At 61.8% G+C, this 20,433-nt stretch carries 4 protein-coding genes; 2 read left to right on the top strand and 2 right to left on the bottom strand.

What is annotated here, in order from left to right; all coding sequences use genetic code 11:
* Positions 1–53: 53 nt before the first annotated feature.
* Positions 54–707, top strand: a complete 654-nt coding sequence (gene lapG / locus DBP26_RS23375) for a cysteine protease LapG (protein ID WP_349254556.1) — start codon at positions 54–56, stop codon at positions 705–707.
* A gap of 8 nt (positions 708–715) precedes the next feature.
* Positions 716–2,662, top strand: a complete 1,947-nt coding sequence (lapD, locus tag DBP26_RS23380; protein ID WP_108239929.1) for a cyclic di-GMP receptor LapD — start codon at positions 716–718, stop codon at positions 2,660–2,662.
* 199 nt (positions 2,663–2,861) lie between these two features.
* On the opposite strand, the gene DBP26_RS23385 is transcribed toward lapD, so the two are convergent.
* A complete protein-coding gene (locus DBP26_RS23385; RefSeq protein ID WP_108239928.1) occupies positions 2,862–3,200 on the bottom strand; it encodes a tryptophan synthase subunit beta in 339 nt (112 codons plus the stop codon).
* Between the two features lie 83 nt (positions 3,201–3,283).
* Positions 3,284–20,290, bottom strand: a complete 17,007-nt coding sequence (locus tag DBP26_RS23390) for a retention module-containing protein (RefSeq protein ID WP_108239927.1) — start codon at positions 20,288–20,290, stop codon at positions 3,284–3,286.
* Positions 20,291–20,433: the final 143 nt, after the last annotated feature.

Below are 20,433 nucleotides of genomic sequence, written 5' to 3' on the forward strand. Positions count from 1 at the left end.
TGGACTAGAAATTGGCAGCACCCTCCGCCCACAAGCGCCCTGGATTCTGGCTGTTGCTTGCGCTTGCACTCACGTGCACGGCGTGTGCGAGCTATTTGAGTGCGGATTGGGATTTTTCGCTGATCAGCCGTCGGGCCGAGGCGTTGTATGGGCCGTTGGGGGCGGGGAAGCAGCGGATCGATGCCTGGCAGAACCTGCTCTCGACCGAGAAGCAGATCAGTGAGATGGACAAGCTGAAGGTAGTGAATACCTTCTTCAACAAGCAGATGCGCTATGAGGAAGATATCGACCTGTGGCATGAGGTCGATTACTGGGCCACGCCCATCGAGTCGTTGTGGAAGGGGGCAGGGGACTGTGAGGATTATGCCATCGCCAAGTATTTCAGCCTGCGCCGTCTGGGTGTGCCCAGCGAGAAGCTGCTGATCACGTACGTCAAGGCGTTGCGCCTGAACCGCGCGCACATGGTGCTGACGTACTACGCCACGCCCAATGCGATGCCGCTGGTGCTCGACAGCCTCATCAATGAAATCAAGCCCGCCAGCGAACGCACGGACCTGTTGCCGGTGTATGCCTTCAACGCCGAAGGCCTGTGGCTGCCGGGTGCGCAGGGCAACAAGAAAGTGGGCGATACCAAGCGTCTGTCTCGCTGGCAGGACGTGCTGAAGAAAATGACCGCCGAAGGCTTTCCCGCCGAGCCTGAGAATTAGGAGCACCGATGTCCCTTTTCAAGCAACTGTTGATCGCGATCTGTCTGTTTCTGGTGGTGGCGTTTGCCGGCAGTTTCGCCGTCAGCCTGGAGAGTTCGCGGGCGCAGTATGTCAATCAACTGCGGTCCCACGCGCAGGATGCGGCGACTTCGCTGGCGTTGTCGTTGACGGCCAACATCGATGATCCGGCGATGGTCGAGTTGATGGTGTCGTCGATTTTCGACAGCGGCTATTACGCCAGCATTCGGGTGGTGGACCTGGCGACCAATGCCGTGCTGGTCGAACGCAGTGCCACGCCGGACAACCAAGGCGTGCCGCCGTGGTTCACCCGGTTGATCGGGCTGGATCCGGCGGGGGGCGAGGCGATTGTCAGCCGGGGTTGGCAGCAGACGGCGCGGGTCGAAGTGGTCAGCCATCCGATGTTTGCGCTGGCCAAGCTCTGGCAAAGCGCGCTGGGCAGTCTGGGCTGGCTGGTGCTGTGTGGCGTGTTGAGCGGTGTGCTCGGGGCATTGTTGCTGCGCCGTCAGCTCAAGCCGCTGGATTACATGGTGGCTCAGTCTCAGGCGATTGGCCGTCGCGAGTTTCTGACGTTGCCCGAATTGCCGCGTACGCCTGAATTGCGCCGCGTGGTCCAGGCGATGAACCAGATGGTGGAAAAGCTCAAAGCGCTGTTTCAGGAGAGCACCGAGCGGACCGAGAAACTGCGTATCGAGTCCTATCAGGACAGCCTGACGGGGCTTTCCAATCGGCGTTATTTCGACATGCAGCTCAAAGCGCACGTCAGCAACCAGGAAGAGGAACGAGCGGGTTACCTCTTGCTGCTACGCATCAAGGACTTGGCGGGCCTGAACCAGCGGATGGGTGGCAAGCGCACCGATGCGCTGCTGGTGGCTGTGGCGCACGTGCTGCTCAAACAGTGCGAACAACACCCCAATACCCGCAACCTGATCAGCCGTTCCCGCGGAGGCGAATTCGCCGTGCTGGCGCCGGGGTTGTCCAGCAAAGAAGCCTTGGCGCTGGTTCATGACCTGGAGCAGGCGTTGCAGGCACTGGGCGGAACGGGGGCCTCGGATGTTTCGCCTGTTGCGCATATGGGCCTGGCGCCCTACACCCCGGGCGAGGCGCCTTTGACGTTGTTGGCCTTGGCGGACCAGGCTTTGGCACTGGCTGAAACCCAGGGCCAGCAGACCTGGGCCTGCGTTGAAAACGGCGTGGTGACCAACGTCGGCGACGATGAGCAGACTTGGCGTCTGGTGCTGGACAGGGCGCTCAGCCAGGGCGGCTTTGAGTTGTTCTTCCAGCCGGTGGTCGAAACGAAGGACACGGCGCGGGTCCTGCACTACAAAGCGTTGTCACGGCTGATCACCGAGCAGGGTGAGGCGGTGCCAGCAGGACGCTTTCTACCGTGGATCGAGCGCTTTGGCTGGGCCAGTCGGCTTGACGTGATGATGCTGGAACAGGTGCTCGACCACATGGAAACCCATGATCGCCCCTTGGCGCTTAACCTGTCGGCGGCGACGGTGAGCGATCCTCTGGCGCTGGAACGGGTCTTCGATGCGTTGCGCCAGCATCCCAAGTTGCGTGGTCGCCTGACGTTCGAGATCGGCGAAGAGCAATTGCCAGAGCAAGCGGTGCTGGAGAAAATCGCTCGTCGCTTGCGGGAGGCCGGCTTCTCGCTGGCATTGCAGCGTTTCGGCGGCCGTTTCAGCATGATCGGCAACCTGGCGCACCTGGGGCTGGCGTACTTGAAGATCGACGGCAGTTACATCCGCGCGATCGACGAGGAGGGTCATAAGCGGTTGTTCATCGAAGCGGTGCAGCGTGCGGCGCACAGCATCGACCTTCCGGTGATAGCAGAGCGGGTGGAGACCGAAGGTGAGCGTCAGGTCATCGCCGAAATGGGGATCGAAGGGATACAGGGTCGGCTGGTGGGCGATCCGGCGCCTTGGAAGTGAGGTCATAATGCGGGTGATGCTCCAGGAGCTTGGCTGGCAAGTCCGGTGTGTCTGACGTGATCCCGTCATCGGGTTCGACTGCCTCAGCGCAGCAGATCGCGCGAAGACTCGCCCCTAGAAGCGGAACCCGGAAAAAACAAAACCCGTAGCAATCCGGGTGGACCGCTTCGGGTTTCGTGGGATGTCGGTTACGTCTGGACTAGATCAACCGTGTTTCATCGTCATTGATCAAATCGCTCAAGCCTCCCAGTGTTTCACGGGCCTGGGTACGATCGAGCAATTTCGCCTGTGCCGCTGGCGGCAGGTCGGTGATATTAAGAACGCCCTTGCTGGTCAGCACCTGAATCAAGTCGTCGAGTACACGGATCATCTCCATGTCGCTTAACTTGAGCTGGTTCAGGCTTTTTTCCACCACCTCATTGGCATACCAGGCCTGGATCTCGTGATCGTCGGCCGGTAGTTGTCCGGTCGCCTCGGCAAACGCTGCCGCTTCCACACGAACGAGCACCCCCTCTGCATCGCGCTGAACGTAAAACATGGCTCATTCCTCAATGAGTGCAACGGCTGGCAGCCGCAGGAAACGGCTGCCAGCACAGTACATCACCTCGCGCGGGCGGGCTATCAGTGATGATCGACCTTGATGGTCGGATCGGCACCGTTGACCAGCGAGTTGATCATCGAGTTGTTCCAGGTCACACCTTCGACCTTGATGTGCACATCAGCGGTGCTGTTGGCATTCGAGGCGTTGGTGCTGCTGGTGAACTGCCCAGTGCTGCTGATTTCCAGGGTGGTGTCCTTGCCATCGTTGGTGATTTGCAGGTACTTGGTCAGGTCGTTCACGTTGTTGCCGTTCTCGCCCTGCAACAGGTCGCTCAGGTCAATCTTGTCGCCTTCGCTCGCTTTGAAGTCCTTGATCACATCGAAGCCACCGCTGTTGGTGTCGCCCGCCTTCCAGGCGAACGTATCGGCACCGGCGCCCCCGAAGAGGACGTCGTTGCCTTTACCACCGATCAACAGGTCGTTGCCATTGCCGCCGTACAGCGTGTCGTTGCCACCCTGGCCGAACAGAATGTCATCGCCATTGCCGCCCAGCAGCGTGTCCTTGCCATCGCCCAACAGCGGGTACTTGCTGGCGTCGTAGGTATTCGACGCATTGGCCAAGTGCGCCACATCATCCACGTGGCTGCTGATGAACGAGTGCAGCGCCTTGTCATCGATGGTCGAAACGTTGACGTGCAGCGTATCGGCCGCGAAGGCTTTGAGGGCAGCCGTCCCTTCGAGTGATCCGTAGTTGATCATGTCGCCGAACACGATGTCGTTGCCGTCGCCACCGTTGACGGTGTCGTTGCCTGGGCCGACGAGGGTTTCGCTGCTCAGGATGGCTTGTTTCAGGCTGGTGACGTCGATCACGTTCTGCGAGTGATTGTTGGTGTCGTAGGTGTCCAGCGCTGCGGTGTTGATACCGATCGCTTCTACGGCCGACTTCTGCGCCAGGGCGTTGAATGCGGCCTGTGTTTCACTCAGCGCAGCACCGCTCACGGCATTGCCATTGGCGTCGTCGTGGTAGTTCGGCTGACCATCGGTGATGAAGAAGGTCAGTTTCTGCGCGCCATCGCCAGCGGTGCTGGTGAACCAGTTGCTGGTCTGGTTGAAGACCGACTCGTAGTTGGTGTTGCCGCTGGTGGTCAGTTTGTTCACATAGTCGATCGCGCTGTTCAAGCCCGAGCTGGTGGACAGGTCATACGCCTGGCCGGTGTGCGCCGTGGTGCCGAAGTTGGTCAGGTAGACCTTCACGGCACCCGCGTGCTCAGTGGCCGCCGAATTGGCGAGCGTCTGCAGCGTCGAGATCAGTTGGTTCTTCATCTCGGCCAGTTGATTTCTCATGCTGCCCGAGGTGTCGATCATGAACGCGATGTCATAGCTCTGACCTGCGACCAGTTTCATCGCGGTGACATCTGCCACCACCACGTCGTCGGACGCCGTGCCGGTGACCGTGCTGTCGCCCGCCGTGCCTTCGCTGGCCTTGTAGACGCCTGCGTCGACTGTCACTGCGATTTGCTTGGTGTCCGTCGCGGTCGCCACGGCGCCTGCCTTGCCCACCAGCGCCGTTTCCGTGGCCGTCGCGGTGACGGTCAGCGTGAAGTTGCCGCTGTAGTACTGAGGCGTCTTGATGACCAGGCTGGTCAAGTCGAAGCTGCTGACATCGACCGCAGTGCTGGCCGCGGCGATGGCCACGCTGTGACCGGCGCCGTCGGTCAGGATGGAGCCCGCAGGTGCACCGCTGATGGTGGTGATGTGGGTTTCCGAACCGTCGTTGTCGGTGTAGTTCGCTGTGATTGAACTCAGCTTGATCGGGTTGTTTTCCGTGCCGTGGTTCAGGGTGTACGCGGTGTAGTACCCCTCGCCGGAGCCTGCGCCGTTTTCATGCAGCGTCACGCCGTTCAGGCCGGAAGCCTTCAGATCGTCCACCGAGGTGTACAGCAGTTCATTGGTGCTGTTCAGGGCGACGGTCGTGGTGGCGCCGGTGCTGTTGGTCTTGTCGACCAGGTTGATCGTGTAGCTGCCTGGCCCGGCCTGGTTGTAGTGGTAGATATCCAGGGTGTAATAGCCGGATTCGGTCGGGGTGTAGCCGGTGGACGAAATGGTGCCGCTGTTACTGCCCCAGGTCGCTTTGGCCACGGTGCTGCCGCCGACGGTGATCAGCAGGCTGTCGTCGCCCGAACCCGAGAAGTTGTAGGTATGACCCGCTTCCAGGTAAATCAGGCCGGACAGCTTGGTGCCGGTGCCCGCCGAGACGTTGCCATCCTGTGCGGCGGTTGCAGTGGTATGGGTCGTCGGGGAAGTCGAGGTATTGAAACCGGCCTTGATGGTCGATTCGCTCGCACCGTTCCCGTCTGTGCCCATGCCGGTCAGCGTGCCTACCCAGACGTCCTTGACCAGGCCGGTCGATTTGACCGCGCTGGTGCCCAGCGACAGGGACGGCTGATCCACGGCCGGACGGATGCTGATATTCAGCGTGCCCGGCGTGGCGACAGAGCCGCCATCGGTCGCGCTGAACTGCAGCTGGCTGTAAACCGACTTCTGATCACCCACACCCGACGCGCTGTAATCGCTGCTGCCGGATTTGTCGGCCGCTGGAACGAATTGCAGTTTGCCCGCTGCGATGTCGGCATAGCTGAAGGCCTTGCCAATGTCGTTGCCGGTCAGGGTGGTCCAACTGCCATTGGCTGCCTTGTATTGCAGATCGCCGCCGCTTGGCAGGGCCGTGATCTTGATACCAAGTGCCGAGTTCGCGCTGTCGACATCGCTGATGCCGAAGTCGGACCACTTGAACACCAGCGCCGTGTCTTCGGTGCCGGTGGCCGCAGCGTTGCTGACGGTCGGAGCATCGTTGGTGCCAGTGACGGTGATCGCCAGGTTCGATGTGCTGCTCGCGCCCGACTTGTCGGTGACGGTGAACGGTACATTGATAACCGTGGTTTCCCCCGCAGCCAAGTGCTGGTAAGCCGGGTTGCTGGCGTCCAGGGTCCAGTGGCCACTGGCATCCACGGTAAATCCGGCAGGCTTGTCAGCCGACTTGACGGTGTAGGTCAGCGTGTCGCCATCGTCCACGTCGGTGGCCTGCAGTTGACCACTGAGCGTGGTGTCTTCGCTGCCGGAACCGATGCTGGCTTTGGCCACCGGTGCATCGTTGGTGCCGGTCACGGTGACGGTCAGCACCGAGGTGCTGGTTGCGCCCGCTTTGTCGGTCACGGTGAAAGGCACGTTCAGGGTGGTGGTCTGCCCGGTTGCCAGGTGCTGGTAAGCCGCGTCGCCAGCGTTGAGCGTCCACTGGCCCGTGCTGCTGTCCAGAGTAAAGCCCGCCGGTTTGCTGCTGTTGGCAACGGAGTAGGTCAGGGTGTCGCCTGCATCCACGTCGCTGCCCTGCAGTTGACCGCTGATCACCGTGTCTTCCATGCCGGCGCCTGTGCTCGCCGTCGCGACAGGGGCATCGTTGACCGCCACGACATTGACCGTCACGGTCGCCGTATTGGACGTCAGGTTGCCGTCGGTCACGGTGTAGGTGAACGTCGCGGTGCCGTTGAAATTCGCGTTCGGCGTGAACACCACGTCACCGGCCGGGGTCAGGCTGAGCGTGCCGTTGCTGCTGTGCAGGTCGCTGGTGATGCTCAGTTTGTCGCCGTCGGCATCGTAGTCGTTGCCCAACAGGGTAGCGGCCTTGATCAGCAGTGGCTGATCTTCGAGCGTCGTCAGCGTGGTGTGCGTCATGGCGGCAGTGCTGCTGCTCAGCACGGTGTAGTCACCGATGCCGTTTGCAGTGACAGGTGCCACTTCGACTTTCAACTGCGCGTAGCCGCCCTGATCCCAGTACACGATCTGAATGCTGTGATCGCCCGACGTGTCGAGTGTGACGTTCACAGCCTTCGAGCTGGAGGACTGGTTCTGATCCACGGCAAGCACCTGCTTGCCGTCGATGAGCACGATGTAGCCGTCGTCCGCGGTCACCTTCAACGAGTACGTACCCGCGTCGGCCTTGATGTTGCCTGTCAGCTCGACGATGGCGTCGGACGTGGTGGCTTGCGAAGTGCCCGTGGCGTAAACCAGCGAAGCTTTGTCCGCGCCCAGGAAGGATTCAAGATTCCCGGCGTGGCCCAAGTCATTGCTGAACACACCGCCGCCGCCATAGTTGAGGGTGGTCGCATTGAAGGTGGCATCGGCTGTGTGCGCACCGATGAAGTCCAGTGCCTGCTTGATGCTGGCAAGGTTGCCGCCGTCGACGCCTTCTTTATAACCGTAGTAGTTGCCTTGCAGGCTGCTCACCACCAACGCCGGGCCGTCATTGACCGCCACCGGCGCATCATTGGTGCCGGTCACAGTGATGGCGACGCTCGAGGTGCTGGTAGCGCCCGATTTGTCGGTGACCGTGAACGGTACGGTGATGACGGTGGTCTGGCCCGCAGCCAGGTGCTGATAGGCCGGGTCGCTGGCGTCCAGGGTCCATTGGCCGGTCGCGCTGTCGAGCGTGAAACCGGCAGGCTTGTTGGCATCGGCGACGGTGTAAGTCAGGACATCATTGTCGTCGACATCGCTGGCTTGCAGTTGGCCACTGACAGACTTGTCTTCATCGACGGTCGCCGTGGTCGGTTTCGCCACCGGCGCATCATTGGTGCCGGTCACAGTGATGGTCAGGGTCGAGGTGCTGGTCGCGCCGGCCTTGTCGGTGACGGTAAACGGCACGCTCAAGGTGGTGGTCTGACCGGCAGCCAGATGCTGGTACGCCGCATTGCTGGCATCCAGCGTCCACTTGCCGGAATCGTCGACAGTGAAACCGGCTGGCTTGTCGGCGTCCTTGACGGCGAATTTCAGTACATCGTTGTCATCGACATCGGTGCCTTGCAGCTGACCGGTGGTCGTGGTGTCTTCGACGCCCTTGCCGGTGCTGGCTTGTGCGACCGGTGCATCGTTGGTGCCGGTCACAGTGATGGTCAGGGTGGATGTGCTGGTCGCGCCCGCCTTGTCAGTGACGGTAAACGGCACGTTCAAGGTAGTGGTCTGACCGGCAGCCAGGTGCTGGTACGCCGCATTGCTGGCATCCAGCGTCCACTTGCCGGAATCATCGACAGTGAAACCGGCTGGCTTGTCGGCGTCCTTGACGGCGAATTTCAGCACGTCGTTGTCATCGACATCGGTGCCTTGCAGTTGACCGGTGGTCGTGGTGTCTTCCACGCCCTTGCCAGTACTGGCTTGGGCCACCGGCGCATCGTTGGTGCCGGTCACGGTGATGGTCAGGGTGGATGTGCTGGTCGCGCCCGCCTTGTCGGTGACGGTAAACGGCACGTTCAAGGTGGTGGTCTGACCGGCAGCCAGGTGCTGGTACGCCGCGTTGCTGGCGTCCAGGGTCCATTGGCCCGTGGCGGCGTTCAGGCTGAATCCTGCTGGCTGACTGCTGCTGGCAACGGAGTACGTCAGCACATCGCCGGTATCGACATCGCTGGCCTGCAATTGGCCTGTGAGGGTCGTGTCTTCCTTGCCCGCACCGGTGCTGGCCGATGCAACAGGCGCATCGTTAACGGCGGTCACATTGACCGTGACAGTGGCGGTATTGGAAGTCGCATGCCCATCCGTGACGGTGTAGGTGAAGGTCACCGGACCGTTAATGTCTTTGGCTGGGGTGAAGACCACGTTACCCGCGGCATCCATGACCACCGAGCCGACCACTTTGCCAGACGCGTCGGTGACGCTGGATGGCGTTTTCGGATCGTGGCCTTGCAACGAGTTGATGGTCAACGCGTCGCCGTCGACGTCTTTGTCGTTGGCCAGCAGGGTCGCCGCCTTGATGACCAATGGCTGGTCTTCGAGGGTGGTCAGGGTGTCATGCGCCAGCGCAATGGCTGGGTTGGTGCCCAGCACGCTATAGGCACCGGTCACGTTGCCAGTGACCGTGGCCACTTCGACTTTCAACTGCGCCTGACCGCCCTGGTCCCAATAAACGATCTGGATGCTGTGCTCGCCGCCGGTTGCCAGCGAGAACGACGTCGTACGGGCCGTGGGCGACTGGTTGGCGTCATAGGCAGCCACTTGTTTGCCGTCGATCAGAACAAGGTAGCCATCGTCCGCGGTGATCTTCAGCGAGTAGTTGCCTGCCGCCATGGTGACCTTGCCGGCCAGTTCGACGATGGCGTCACTCGTGGTGGTTTGCGCAGTACCGTTGGTGTAGACCAGCGAGCCCTTGTCAGTGCCCAGGAAGGTCGCCAGGTTTCCGGCATTCCCCAGGTCGTTGCCGAACGAGCCGCCGTAGTTCAGGGTGCTGGCGTTGAAGGTTGCGTCGGCCTTGTGCGTGGCGATGAAGTCCAGCGCCTGCTTGATGCTGCTCAGGTTCGGACCATCATTGCCCGCGCCGCTGCCTTGTTTGTAGCCGTAGTAGTTGCCCTGCAGGCTGCCGATGACCGGCTGGCCGATGTCGTTGGCGGCAATCGGCGCATCGTTGACCGGAGTGACGTTGATCACCACGCTGGACGCATTGCCCAAGGTCGTGCCGCCGTCGCTCGGCTGGAAGCCGATGGTCGCGTAGTTGTTGCCGTTGGCGTCGTCGGCAGGCTTGAAGGTCAGCTTGTCGCCATCGATGTCGGCTTTGCTGATCAACTGGCCTTGCGCAACGGCCACGCCATTGAGCAGCAGGGTGCCGTTGGCTGGCAGGCCGGTGATGACCACGCCCAGCGAGCTGGCGGGAGAGTCGATGTCGGAAACACCGAAGTTGCTCCAGTGCAGGGTCTGGGTGGTGTCTTCGTCCCCGGTGCTGCTGCCACCGGTGGCGGTCGGGGCGTCGTTGACTGGGTTGACCACCAGGTTAGCGGTGTTCGGCACGGTGACGGTGCCGTCGCTTACGCCGAAGCTGATGTTGGCGGTGCCGTTCCAGTCTGGTTTCGGCGTGAAGGTGTAGGTGCCGTCGCTGTTCTGTACCAGCGTGCCTTGCGAAGCGGGCACGGTCACATTGACGACCGAGAGGTTGTCGCCATCCACATCCTTCGCGCCCGCCAGCAACTGATCTTTGGTGAAGGTGATCGCGGTGTCTTCGTTGGTCGGGGTCAGCGTAACTGGCGTGACCGTCGGCGCATCGTTGACCGGAGTGACGTTGATCACAACGCTGGACGCATTGCCCAGGGTCGCGCCGCCGTCGCTCGGCTGGAAGCCGATGGTCGCGTAGTTGTTGCCGTTGGCATCGTCGGCAGGTTTGAAGGTCAGCTTGTCGCCGTCGATGTCGGCCTTGCTGATCAACTGGCCTTGCGCAACGGCCACGCCATTGAGCAGCAGGGTGCCATTGGCTGGCAGGCCGGTGATGACGACGCCCAGCGAGCTGGCTGGAGAGTCGATGTCGGAAACACCGAAGTTGCTCCAGTGCAGGGTCTGGGTGGTGTCTTCGTCCCCGGTGCTGCTGCCACCGGTGGCGGTCGGGGCGTCGTTGACTGGGTTGACCACCAGGTTAGCGGTGTTCGGCACGGTGACGGTGCCGTCGCTTACGCCGAAGCTGATGTTGGCGGTGCCGTTCCAGTCTGGTTTCGGCGTGAAGGTGTAGGTGCCGTCGCTGTTCTGTACCAGCGTGCCTTGCGAAGCGGGCACGGTCACATTGACGACCGAGAGGTTGTCGCCATCCACATCCTTCGCGCCCGCCAGCAACTGATCTTTGGTGAAGGTGATCGCGGTGTCTTCGTTGGTCGGGGTCAGCGTAACTGGCGTGACCGTCGGCGCATCGTTGACCGGAGTGACGTTGATCACAACGCTGGACGCATTGCCCAGGGTCGCGCCGCCGTCGCTCGGCTGGAAGCCGATGGTCGCGTAGTTGTTGCCGTTGGCATCGTCGGCAGGTTTGAAGGTCAGCTTGTCGCCGTCGATGTCGGCCTTGCTGATCAACTGGCCTTGCGCAACGGCCACGCCATTGAGCAGCAGGGTGCCATTGGCTGGCAGGCCGGTGATGACGACGCCCAGCGAGCTGGCTGGAGAGTCGATGTCGGAAACACCGAAGTTGCTCCAGTGCAGGGTCTGGGTGGTGTCTTCATCCCCGGTGCTGCTGCCGCCGGTGGCGGTCGGAGCGTCGTTGACCGGAGTGACATTGACTGTCAGCGGCAGCGTCGTGGAAGCGTGGTTGCCGTTGCTCGATTCAGTCGCCGTGGCGATGATGCTCAGCTGAATAGGCACCGTCGCGTCCTTGGGCGGTGTGATCGTCAGGTTGTTCAGGTCCCAGCCCGTGACGATGACAGCGCCATCGCCGCCCGGAATCGAGGTGTAGCTGTTGTGACCATCGGTCACCACTGCGCCCAGCGGAATACCCGCCACTGTGAGGGTCAGGGATTCCGAACCGTCGGTGTCGACCAGCGCCCCTGCGATGTCCAGCTTGATGGCGCTGTCCTCGTTGCCGCCATCGGTATGCACGGTCAGGGTCGGGGCGTCCGCGACTGCGATGACCGTTACGTCGAATTTCAGCGACGTGCTCTCAGGCGCTGCGGCGCCATCTTTGGCGGTGGCTGTCAGTTCCAGCCCAACGGTGCCACTGTAGTTCAGCGGTGCCTGGAATTTCAGACCGCTCAAGTTCCAGTCGCTGACATCCACCGAGGCGTTGTTATCGCCGGCGGTGAAGACGTGATTCGGATTGCCATCGGTAATGATCGAACCTTTCGGCAGACCGCCGAGCGTCAGGGTCAGGCTTTCCGAACCATCGCGGTCGGTGCTGGCGGCGTGAATCGGTGACAGCAGGATAGGTTGATCTTCATAACCGGTATTGACGTTCTGGATCACCGAAATGTTGTCCAGAATGCCGCCGGTGGAGTTGCTGTCCGCGGCTTTGAATTCCAAGTGCGCAGTGCCGTCGGCGGTGACCGGAACCTGGAAAGCGTAAGTTTTGAGGCCCACTTCGTTGGCGTTCAGCGTGCCGATCAGGGTCGTACCCCAGAAGACGTTGATCGTCGAATTGTCCAGTGCACCGGCCCGTGGCGAATAATCGACGGTCACGGTGTAGGTCTGGCCGGCTTTGGCCGAGAATTCGGTCCACAGGTTGCTGGCGTCGCCAGGGTTGCGCTCAAGCTCGATGACGTGGTTGCCAGACGCCTGTTTCGGGTCGTTCACGCCATAGGTGCCGGCGGTGTTGATTTCCACCGCATTGCCGGCGTTATCGGTGTGCCATACGCCGCCGCTGAACTGCCCGACAGCGACGTTGGTGCCGGTCCCGGACCCTTGGAAGTCGATGCCACGGCTGAAACCGCCATCCATGGTCAGCGATGGGATATCGGTGACCGGATTCACGGTAACGCTGCCATTCACGACAGGCGAACTCAACACGTCCTTACCGGACAGGCCATTGTCCACGGCTTTGTAGGTGAAGTCGTTGGTGCCGCTCCAGTCCGCGTCGGGTACGAAGTAGATGGTCGCACTGTTGCCGGAGGCGGGGATATCCGTGCTGGTGTTGATGGCGATCGTGTGGGCTGCATCGGCATAGAACGTGCCGTGCGCACCCAGATCGACCAGGTTGAAGTGGTCGATCTGACCGTCTACATCGCTGCCGCTGAGGGTGATGGCGATGCCTGGGTTGGTCTGCCCGTCGTCTTCGTTGCCGCTGCCCTGAGCGGTATTGGCCGTCGGTGCATCGTTGACCGGATTGACGTTGATCACCACGCTGGACGCATTGCCCAGGGTCGCGCCGCCATCGCTCGGCTGGAAGCCGATGGTTGCGTAGTTGTTGCCGTTGGCGTCGTCGGCAGGTTTGAAGGTCAGCTTGTCGCCGTCGATGTCGGCCTTGCTGATCAACTGGCCTTGCGCAACGGCCACGCCATTGAGCAGCAGGGTGCCGTTGGCTGGCAGGCCGGTGATGACCACGCCCAGCGAGCTGGCGGGAGAGTCGACGTCGGAAACACCGAAGTTGCTCCAGTGCAGGGTCTGGGTGGTGTCTTCGTCACCAGTGCTGCTGCCGCCGGTGGCGGTCGGGGCGTCGTTGACCGCAACCACGGAGATTTCCCCGTGGGCCAGGAACGACTCCTTGCCGTTCACGCCGTTACCTTTGGCGCCGGAGTCGGTGACGGTAATGTCGACGCCACGTGTGCCCTCGGTCGGGTTATCGCCCGGTGCCTGGAACTTGATCGATTCGATCAGCGCCTTGTACTGCTCGATGGTCGCGATGCCGGAAAGGGTAAAGCCGGTAACCTGGCCCGCCGCGTTCTTCACTTCGGTCACAGTGACGCCGTCAGGCTTGGTGCCGGTGAAGGTCAGCAGCTCGCCAGCCTTCATGTCGCTGACACTGACCACGGCCTTGCTGAGGGTGGTGTTGTCCAGATCGTTCAGTTGCAGGTTCCTCACCACCGAAACGGCGTTGTCGTTCTCGGTGAAGGTGACCTTGTCGGTGCCTACGGTCGGCGCATCGTTGACGGTGGTGATCCGAATGGTCGAAACCGTCGTCGCGATGTTGTTCACATCGCCGCCGTCATCGATGGTGATGTTGATGATGCGGTTTTCAGTGCTCGGGTTATGCGACGAGCTGTCGAAGGTAATCGACTGGATTGCCGTCTGGTACTGCGCAGGGGTGCCTGGCCCGAACGTGATGGTTTTGCCGGTCACCACGCCCTGAGCGTTGACCACATCGCTAACGGTGTAGGTCAGGCCTGCGCTCTTGACCACATTCAGGATGTCGCCATCGTGATAGTTGGTCAGGGTGATGGTCGCCGACTTCATGGTGGCGCTGTCCGAATCGCTCAGGGTGAAGTCACGCGCGATCTTGCCAGGACCTTTGCCGCTGCCCGACGGCGTGCCGTCAGCCAGAGACTCGTTCCAGGTGTTGCCAAATTCGGTACCGGTGCCTGTATGGCCGATGACGGGTGCGTCATTGACCGGGATGACCGTCACCTGGCTGTTGTGGACCACGGTCTGGTTGTCGGTGCCGTGAGCGTCGACATCGGTGACCGCCACACTCACCCCGCGGGTGGCGGTGCTCGGGTTTTCGCTGCTGTTTTGATAGGTGATCGAGTTGATCAACTCTTTATAGGTATCGATCGACGCTTTGCCGGACAGCTCGATGACAATGTTGCCGTTGCTGTCGTTGCTCAGCTTGTAGCTGATACCCAGATCGGTGGTGCCTTCGGTCCCGCCCTTGTAGTACTTGGAAACGATCACGTCTTCGGCGAGGAAGCCGGTCAGGGTGATCTTTGCGCCGCTCAATTCGGTGCTGTCGACGTCAGTGACGGTGAAGTCCTTCACCAGAGGCGTCGCTGCGCCGTTTTCGGTGTACTCGACGCTGCCGAAGTTGACGACAGGTGCATCGTTCTTCGCATCGATGGCGATTTCGCCCTTCGCCACTACCGACGTTTCCGCGCCCACGCCGTCGCCTTTCAGGCCGGTGTCGGTCACGCTGATTTCAACGCCACGCGGCGTGACGTTCGGGTTGGCTTCAGGGGTCGCGAATTTGATCGACTGGATCAGCGCCTGATAGTCAGCCACGCTGGCCTGGCCGGTCAGGGTGATGACCAGCGTGCCGTTGGCCGCCGAACCCTGAACGGCATAGGTCACGCCCGGAATCGACGTGGTGCCGTCGGCGTTGGCCAGGTTCGAACCGAAGATGTCGGTCGCTTGCAGGTGGGTCAGCGTGATGGTCGCGCCTTGCAAGGTCGAGTTGTCGACATCGCTCAGTTGTACATCTTTAGCGATGGCAACCGGCTCGCCGTTCTCGGTGTACGTGTTGTTGCTGAAGCCGACTTGCGGCGCATCGTTGACCGCGATGACGTTGATGGTCGAGGTCGTGGTGTTCGACGTTCCGTTGATCAGGTGTCCGTCGCTGACGGTCACAGTGATGTTGCGCGGTACCGTGCTCGGGTCATCGCTGGTGTTGCTGTAAGTGATGGCCGCGATGGCTTTCTGATAAGTCTCGGCACTTGCGCTGCCGGTCAGGGTGACGGTGATCTTGTTCTGCGCGAGGTCGTTGTCGATCTTCACGGTCAGGCCGAACTGGTCGGCGATCGACAGCACATCGCCTTTTTGGGCGTTGTTCAGAGTGACGGTTGCGCTCTGCACGCGCGCGTCATCCGGGTCGGTGATGCTGACTTTGCCCGCGATGCTGACGCCTTGCTGGTTTTCGGTGTAGTCGGCGGTGTAACCCGCCGAACCGTTGCCCAGGTCGATGACCGGGGCGTCGTTGACCGGGATGACGGTGACGACGGCCGTGCCTGCCGACGAATTCAACTCGCCGTCGTTGACGGTCACGCTGATCAGGCGAATGCCGCCAACCGGGTCTTCACCCGTGCTGACGAAGGTCGCGGACTTGAGCACCGCTTCGTACTGAGCTTGGGTGGCGCTGCCGGTCAGGGTGTAGACCAACTGGCCATTGACGGTCTGCGTGGTGACCACGATGCCCGTGTTGCCGGTGTCGAAAGCCAGCGCGTCGCCTGGCTTGGCGTTGGTGATGGAGACTTTGGCGCTCTGCAGGTTCGGACTGTCCGGATCGTTGAGCGTAATGCCCGACATCAGTTTGACCGGCGCTGCGTTTTCAATGTACGGCGCGGCGAACGAGATGTTGCCAAAGCCGTGCATGTCCACGGTCGGCGCATCGTTCACGGCCGTCACCTTGATGGTGCTGGTCGCGACGTTGGAGAGGTTGTTCTCCGACTGGCCGTCGTTCACCTGCACAGTGACCTGGCGATCCACGGTGCTCGGGTTATCGCTGGTGTTGCGGTAGGTGATCGACTCGATCATCGCCTCGTACTGGGCTTTGGTCGCCTCGCCAGTCAAGTTGACGGTGATCGTCTTGTTGCCGTTGGCATCGGTGCCGTTGACGATCTGCACGGAGATGCCGAATTTGCTGTTGGCGGCCAGCACGTCGCCGGCTTGCGCGTTGCTCAGGACGACCGTTGCGCTCTTGATCGTGGCGTTGTCGACATCGGTGATCGAGACATTCTTGCCTGCGATGCTGATGCCACTGCCGTTCTCGGTGTAGCTCAGGCTATAGCCGGTTTCGGTCGCGCCATCGGTGGAGTTCAGGTCCAGGACCGGAGCGTCGTTGACCGGCGTGACAGTGACAGGCAGCGGCTGAGTGGTGGTCGCGGTCTGGCCATTGCTGGCCTCGGTCGAGGTCGCGGTCACCACCAGATTGATCTGGCCGTTGAAGTCTTTCGGCGGCGTGAGGGTCAGCTTGGACAGGTCCCAGCCATTGATGATGACAGCCCCGTCGCCACCTGGGATCGAGGTGTAGCTGTGAGTGCCATCGGTCAGGACAGCGCCCAGCGGGATGCCTGAAACGGTGGTGGTCAGTGTTTCGGAACCGTCGGTGTCGACCAGCGCCGGAGCGATGGTCAGCTGAATGGCCGAGTCCTCGGGGCCTGTGGCCGACGTGACGGTCAGCGTCGGGGCATCGGCAACCGCTTCGACGTGGACGAGGAAGCTCTGCTCCGAGGAGGCCGGGGCGGCATTGCCGTCCTGTGCGGTCGCGGTCACGGTCAACTGGATGTCGCCGCTGACATTCGACGGCGCGGTGAACTTGAGATTGCTCAGGTTCCAGTTGGTGATGTCGGTCGACGTGTTGCCCGCGGTCGCGGTGAAGGTGTTGACGCCGTCACTCAGGGTCGAGCCAACGGGCAAACCTTTCAGAGCCAGGGTCAGGGTTTCGGAACCGTCGATGTCGGTCGTCTTCGCCTGAATGGTCGACAGCAGAATGGCGTGGTCTTCAAGCCCGCTGTTCAAATGCTCGGTGACGCTGATGTTGTTGATCACGCCGCCCACGGAGTTGCTGTCTACCGCCTTGAATTCCAGCTTGGCAGTCCCGTCCGCAGTGACAGGCACCTCGAAGGTGTAGGTGTGCATGCCAGTCTGGCTCGCATTCAGCGTGCCGATCAGCGTGTTACCCCAGTAGACATTGATGGCCGAGTTGCCCAGCGCGATGTCACGTGGCGAATAATCGACCGAAATCTGATAGGTCGCGCCGTCTTTGACGTCGATGTTGGTGTACAGGTTGCTCGGGTCGCCGCTGTCGCGTTCCAGCTCGATCACCCGCGAGTTACGCGGGTCGGAGCCGACGCCGTAGGTGCCCGGCGCGCCGATTTCCACGGTGCCGCCGCTGTTGTCGGTGTGCCACGCGCCGCTGCCGATATCGCCGATGACGCCGGTCGTGGCGCCGTTGACGCTCAGCGAGGCAACGGTCTTGTCGACGATCAGTGCCAGGAACGGCGTGTCCGTCACCGGTGCAATGGTGATGCTGCCCGTGGCGGGTGTGGCCGCTGGCAGACCCTGATTGTCGGTGGCGGTGTAGCTGAAGCGGGTGTCGCCGCTCCAGTCCTTGTCAGGCTTGAAGTAGATGGTCGCGCTGTTGTTGGCGGCTGCGATGTCGCTGGCGCTGGTCAGCTCCTGAGTACCTGCTGCGTCGGCGTAGAATTTGCCGTGCGCGGCCATGTCCACTAGGTTGAAGTGCGCGATGGTGCCGTCGACATCGCTGCCAGTCAGCTTGATTTCGATGATGCCGTCTTCATTCCCCGAACCGGTGGTCGGCGCGACGACGGGCGCGTCGTTGACGGCAATGACGTCGATTTCGCCACTGTGGGCGCCGGTCTGGTTGTTGGTGCCGTGGGCATCGACGTCAGTCACTTCGATCTTCACGCCGCGTGGCGCGACGCTCGGGTCGTCACTGTTGTTGGCGTAGGTGATCGAGTTGATGAGCGTGGTGTAGTCAGCGATCGAAGCGTTACCGCTCAGCGTGATGATGATGGCGCCATCCGGCGTGTTGCTCAGCGTGTAGCTGATGCCCAGGTCGGTTGTGCCTGCGGTGCCGCCCTTGTAGTACTGGGAGACGATCAGGTCTTCGGCCTGAATGCCGGTCAGCGTGATCTTCGCGCCGCTGAGCGTGTCACCGTCGACGTCAGTGATTTTCAGGTTGTCGACCAGCGCCTGAGGCGCGCCGTTTTCGGTGTAGGTCGGGCTATCGAAGGACACGACGGGCGCATCGTTGACGGCCACCACGTGAACGGTGCTGCTCACTGGTACCGAGTCATTCTGACCGTCGTTGACCGTCACGTTGATGGTTCGGTCGACAACGCTCGGGTTCTCGCTGCTGTTGCTGAAGGTGATCGACTTGATCACAGCTTCGTACTGCGCAGCGGTGGCGTTACCGGTCAGGGTCAGGACGATCTGGCCATTGACGTTGGCGGTGGTGACGGTGATGGCCGGGTTCGGGCTGCCGACCGCCAGGCTGTCGCCCGCCTGCGCATTGCTCAGGGTGACTTTGGCGCCTTGCAGGGTCGGGCTGTCGACGTCGGTGACGTTGATGTTCGGGGCGATTTGAACGCCAGTTTGGCCTTCGGTGAAGGTGGCTTCGCCATTGGTGCCGTTTGCGCCGCCGTTCAGGTCAACCACGGGCAACGCATCGTTGTCGATGATGGTCGTGGTGACGCTGCCGTTGGTGGCGCTGACGACGACGTTTTCGAAATTGCCGCCCGTGATCCCGCCGATCGAAACGGTGACGTTCTCGACGCCTTCGGGAAGGGTGTCGTTGATAGTGGCCAGGTCGAAGGTGACGCTGCTGGAGCCTGCCGGAATCTTGACGCTCACCACTTGGGTGTAATCGGTGCCGTTGGCAGCGGTGCCGCTGTAGGTCAGGTTGACGGTGACTTCGGTCTGGGCCGGGTTGCTCAGCGCGATGGTGTAAGTCGCCGCCTGACCCTCGGTGACCTGGGCAGTGCCAGTGATGGAGGCGGTGGTGGTGTCGATGGTGTCGGTGATCTGCACAACGGCCGGGGTCGGGTTGGCGACCAGGTTTTCGAAATTGCCCCCGGTGGCGCCGGTGATCGTGGTGCTGACGGTAGTGGCCGAGTTGTAGACGTCGTTGGCAGGAGCCGCAACCACGACCGAACCGCTGGACTCGCCAGCGCGGATGGTGATGGTCGAACCGTCCGACAGGGTGACGGTCACTGGCGTTTGCGCCAGGTTGGTCAGCGTGGCGGTGTAGGTGATCGAAGTGCCTTCAGCGGTGGTGGCGCTGCCGGCGGCCAGGCTGACGGTGGTGGTGTCTGGCGTATCGGTGATCTGCACAACGGCCGGGGTCGGGTTGGCGACCAGATTCTCGAAATTGCCCCCGGTGGCACCGGTGATCGTGGTGCTGACGGTGGTGGCCGAGTTGTAGACGTCGTTGGCGGGTGCCGCAACCACGACCGAGCCGCTGGACTCGCCAGCACGGATGGTGATGGTCGAACCGTCCGACAGGGTGACGGTCACTGGCGTCTGTGCCGGGTTGGTCAACGTGGCGGTGTAGGTGATCGAAGTGCCTTCAGCGGTGGTGGCGCTGCCGGCGGCCAGGCTGACGGTGGTGGTGTCAATGGTGTCGGTGACCGTGGTCACCGCAGGTGCCGGGTTGGTCGTCAGGACCAGACCCGCCCCGCCAGAAGTGCCGGTAATGGTGGTGCTGATGTCGTGCGGGTCGATGTACGGCGTGTTGCCGTTGGGAACCTGTACAACCACGTTGCCCGAGGTCTGGCCCGCCGCGATGACGATGGTCGCGCCGTTCGACAGGGTAATGGTCAGGTCGCTGAGTGGCGCCTGCGTGACGGTGGCGGTGTAGACCAACGCGCCGCCCGTCTCGGTGATGGTCGATGTCGCGCTCAGCGTCAGCGTTGAGTCGCGCTGTGGAACTGCCGCGTCTTGCCGAGTGCCGGCTGCCGCGCTGCTATCCAGGCCTGCGGTGTTGAAACCAATGTTCGGGTTCACCACGCCAGCCGTTTCGGTCAGCATCACCACGCTGTGACCGCCGCCCGCGTTTCCGCCATCGGAGGATGTGCCAGTGGTCTGGCCGGCTGCGGTGGCTTCCAGGTCCTGAGTCGGGTCCGCGCCCGCGGCGATGGCTTGTTGCAGTTCGGCAACCGACGGCGCGGCCTGAGCGGCGGCCTCGGCAACGTTGGTGGTGGATGCCGGGGTGTCAGCGCTCCACTGGCTGTCACGGCCCATGTCCAGCTGACGGCCATCCGGCAATTGCAGTGTGACGGCGCCTTCTGGCCCGGTGAGCACTTGTTCCCCGGCCAGCAGCCGGTCACCTTCGATCAGTACACGGCGAATCCCTTCCGGGGAGACTGCGACAACTTGGCCAACAATGCTTTTGACGATGGCAACAACACTGCTCATGGGGGTGACTCTCCGTGCTTACCGTTCTGTAGGTATCTGTTCTGACCGACCGGGCATCAGGGGCGGCGCTTCATTAATCTGTAATTCAACTATCAAAACTTTGACACCGGGCAACTAACTAACTGATTTGTTTATTGTTAGTT

The sequence above is a fragment of the Pseudomonas sp. RIT409 genome (assembly GCF_003052515.2).
Classification (GTDB): Bacteria; Pseudomonadota; Gammaproteobacteria; order Pseudomonadales; family Pseudomonadaceae; genus Aquipseudomonas.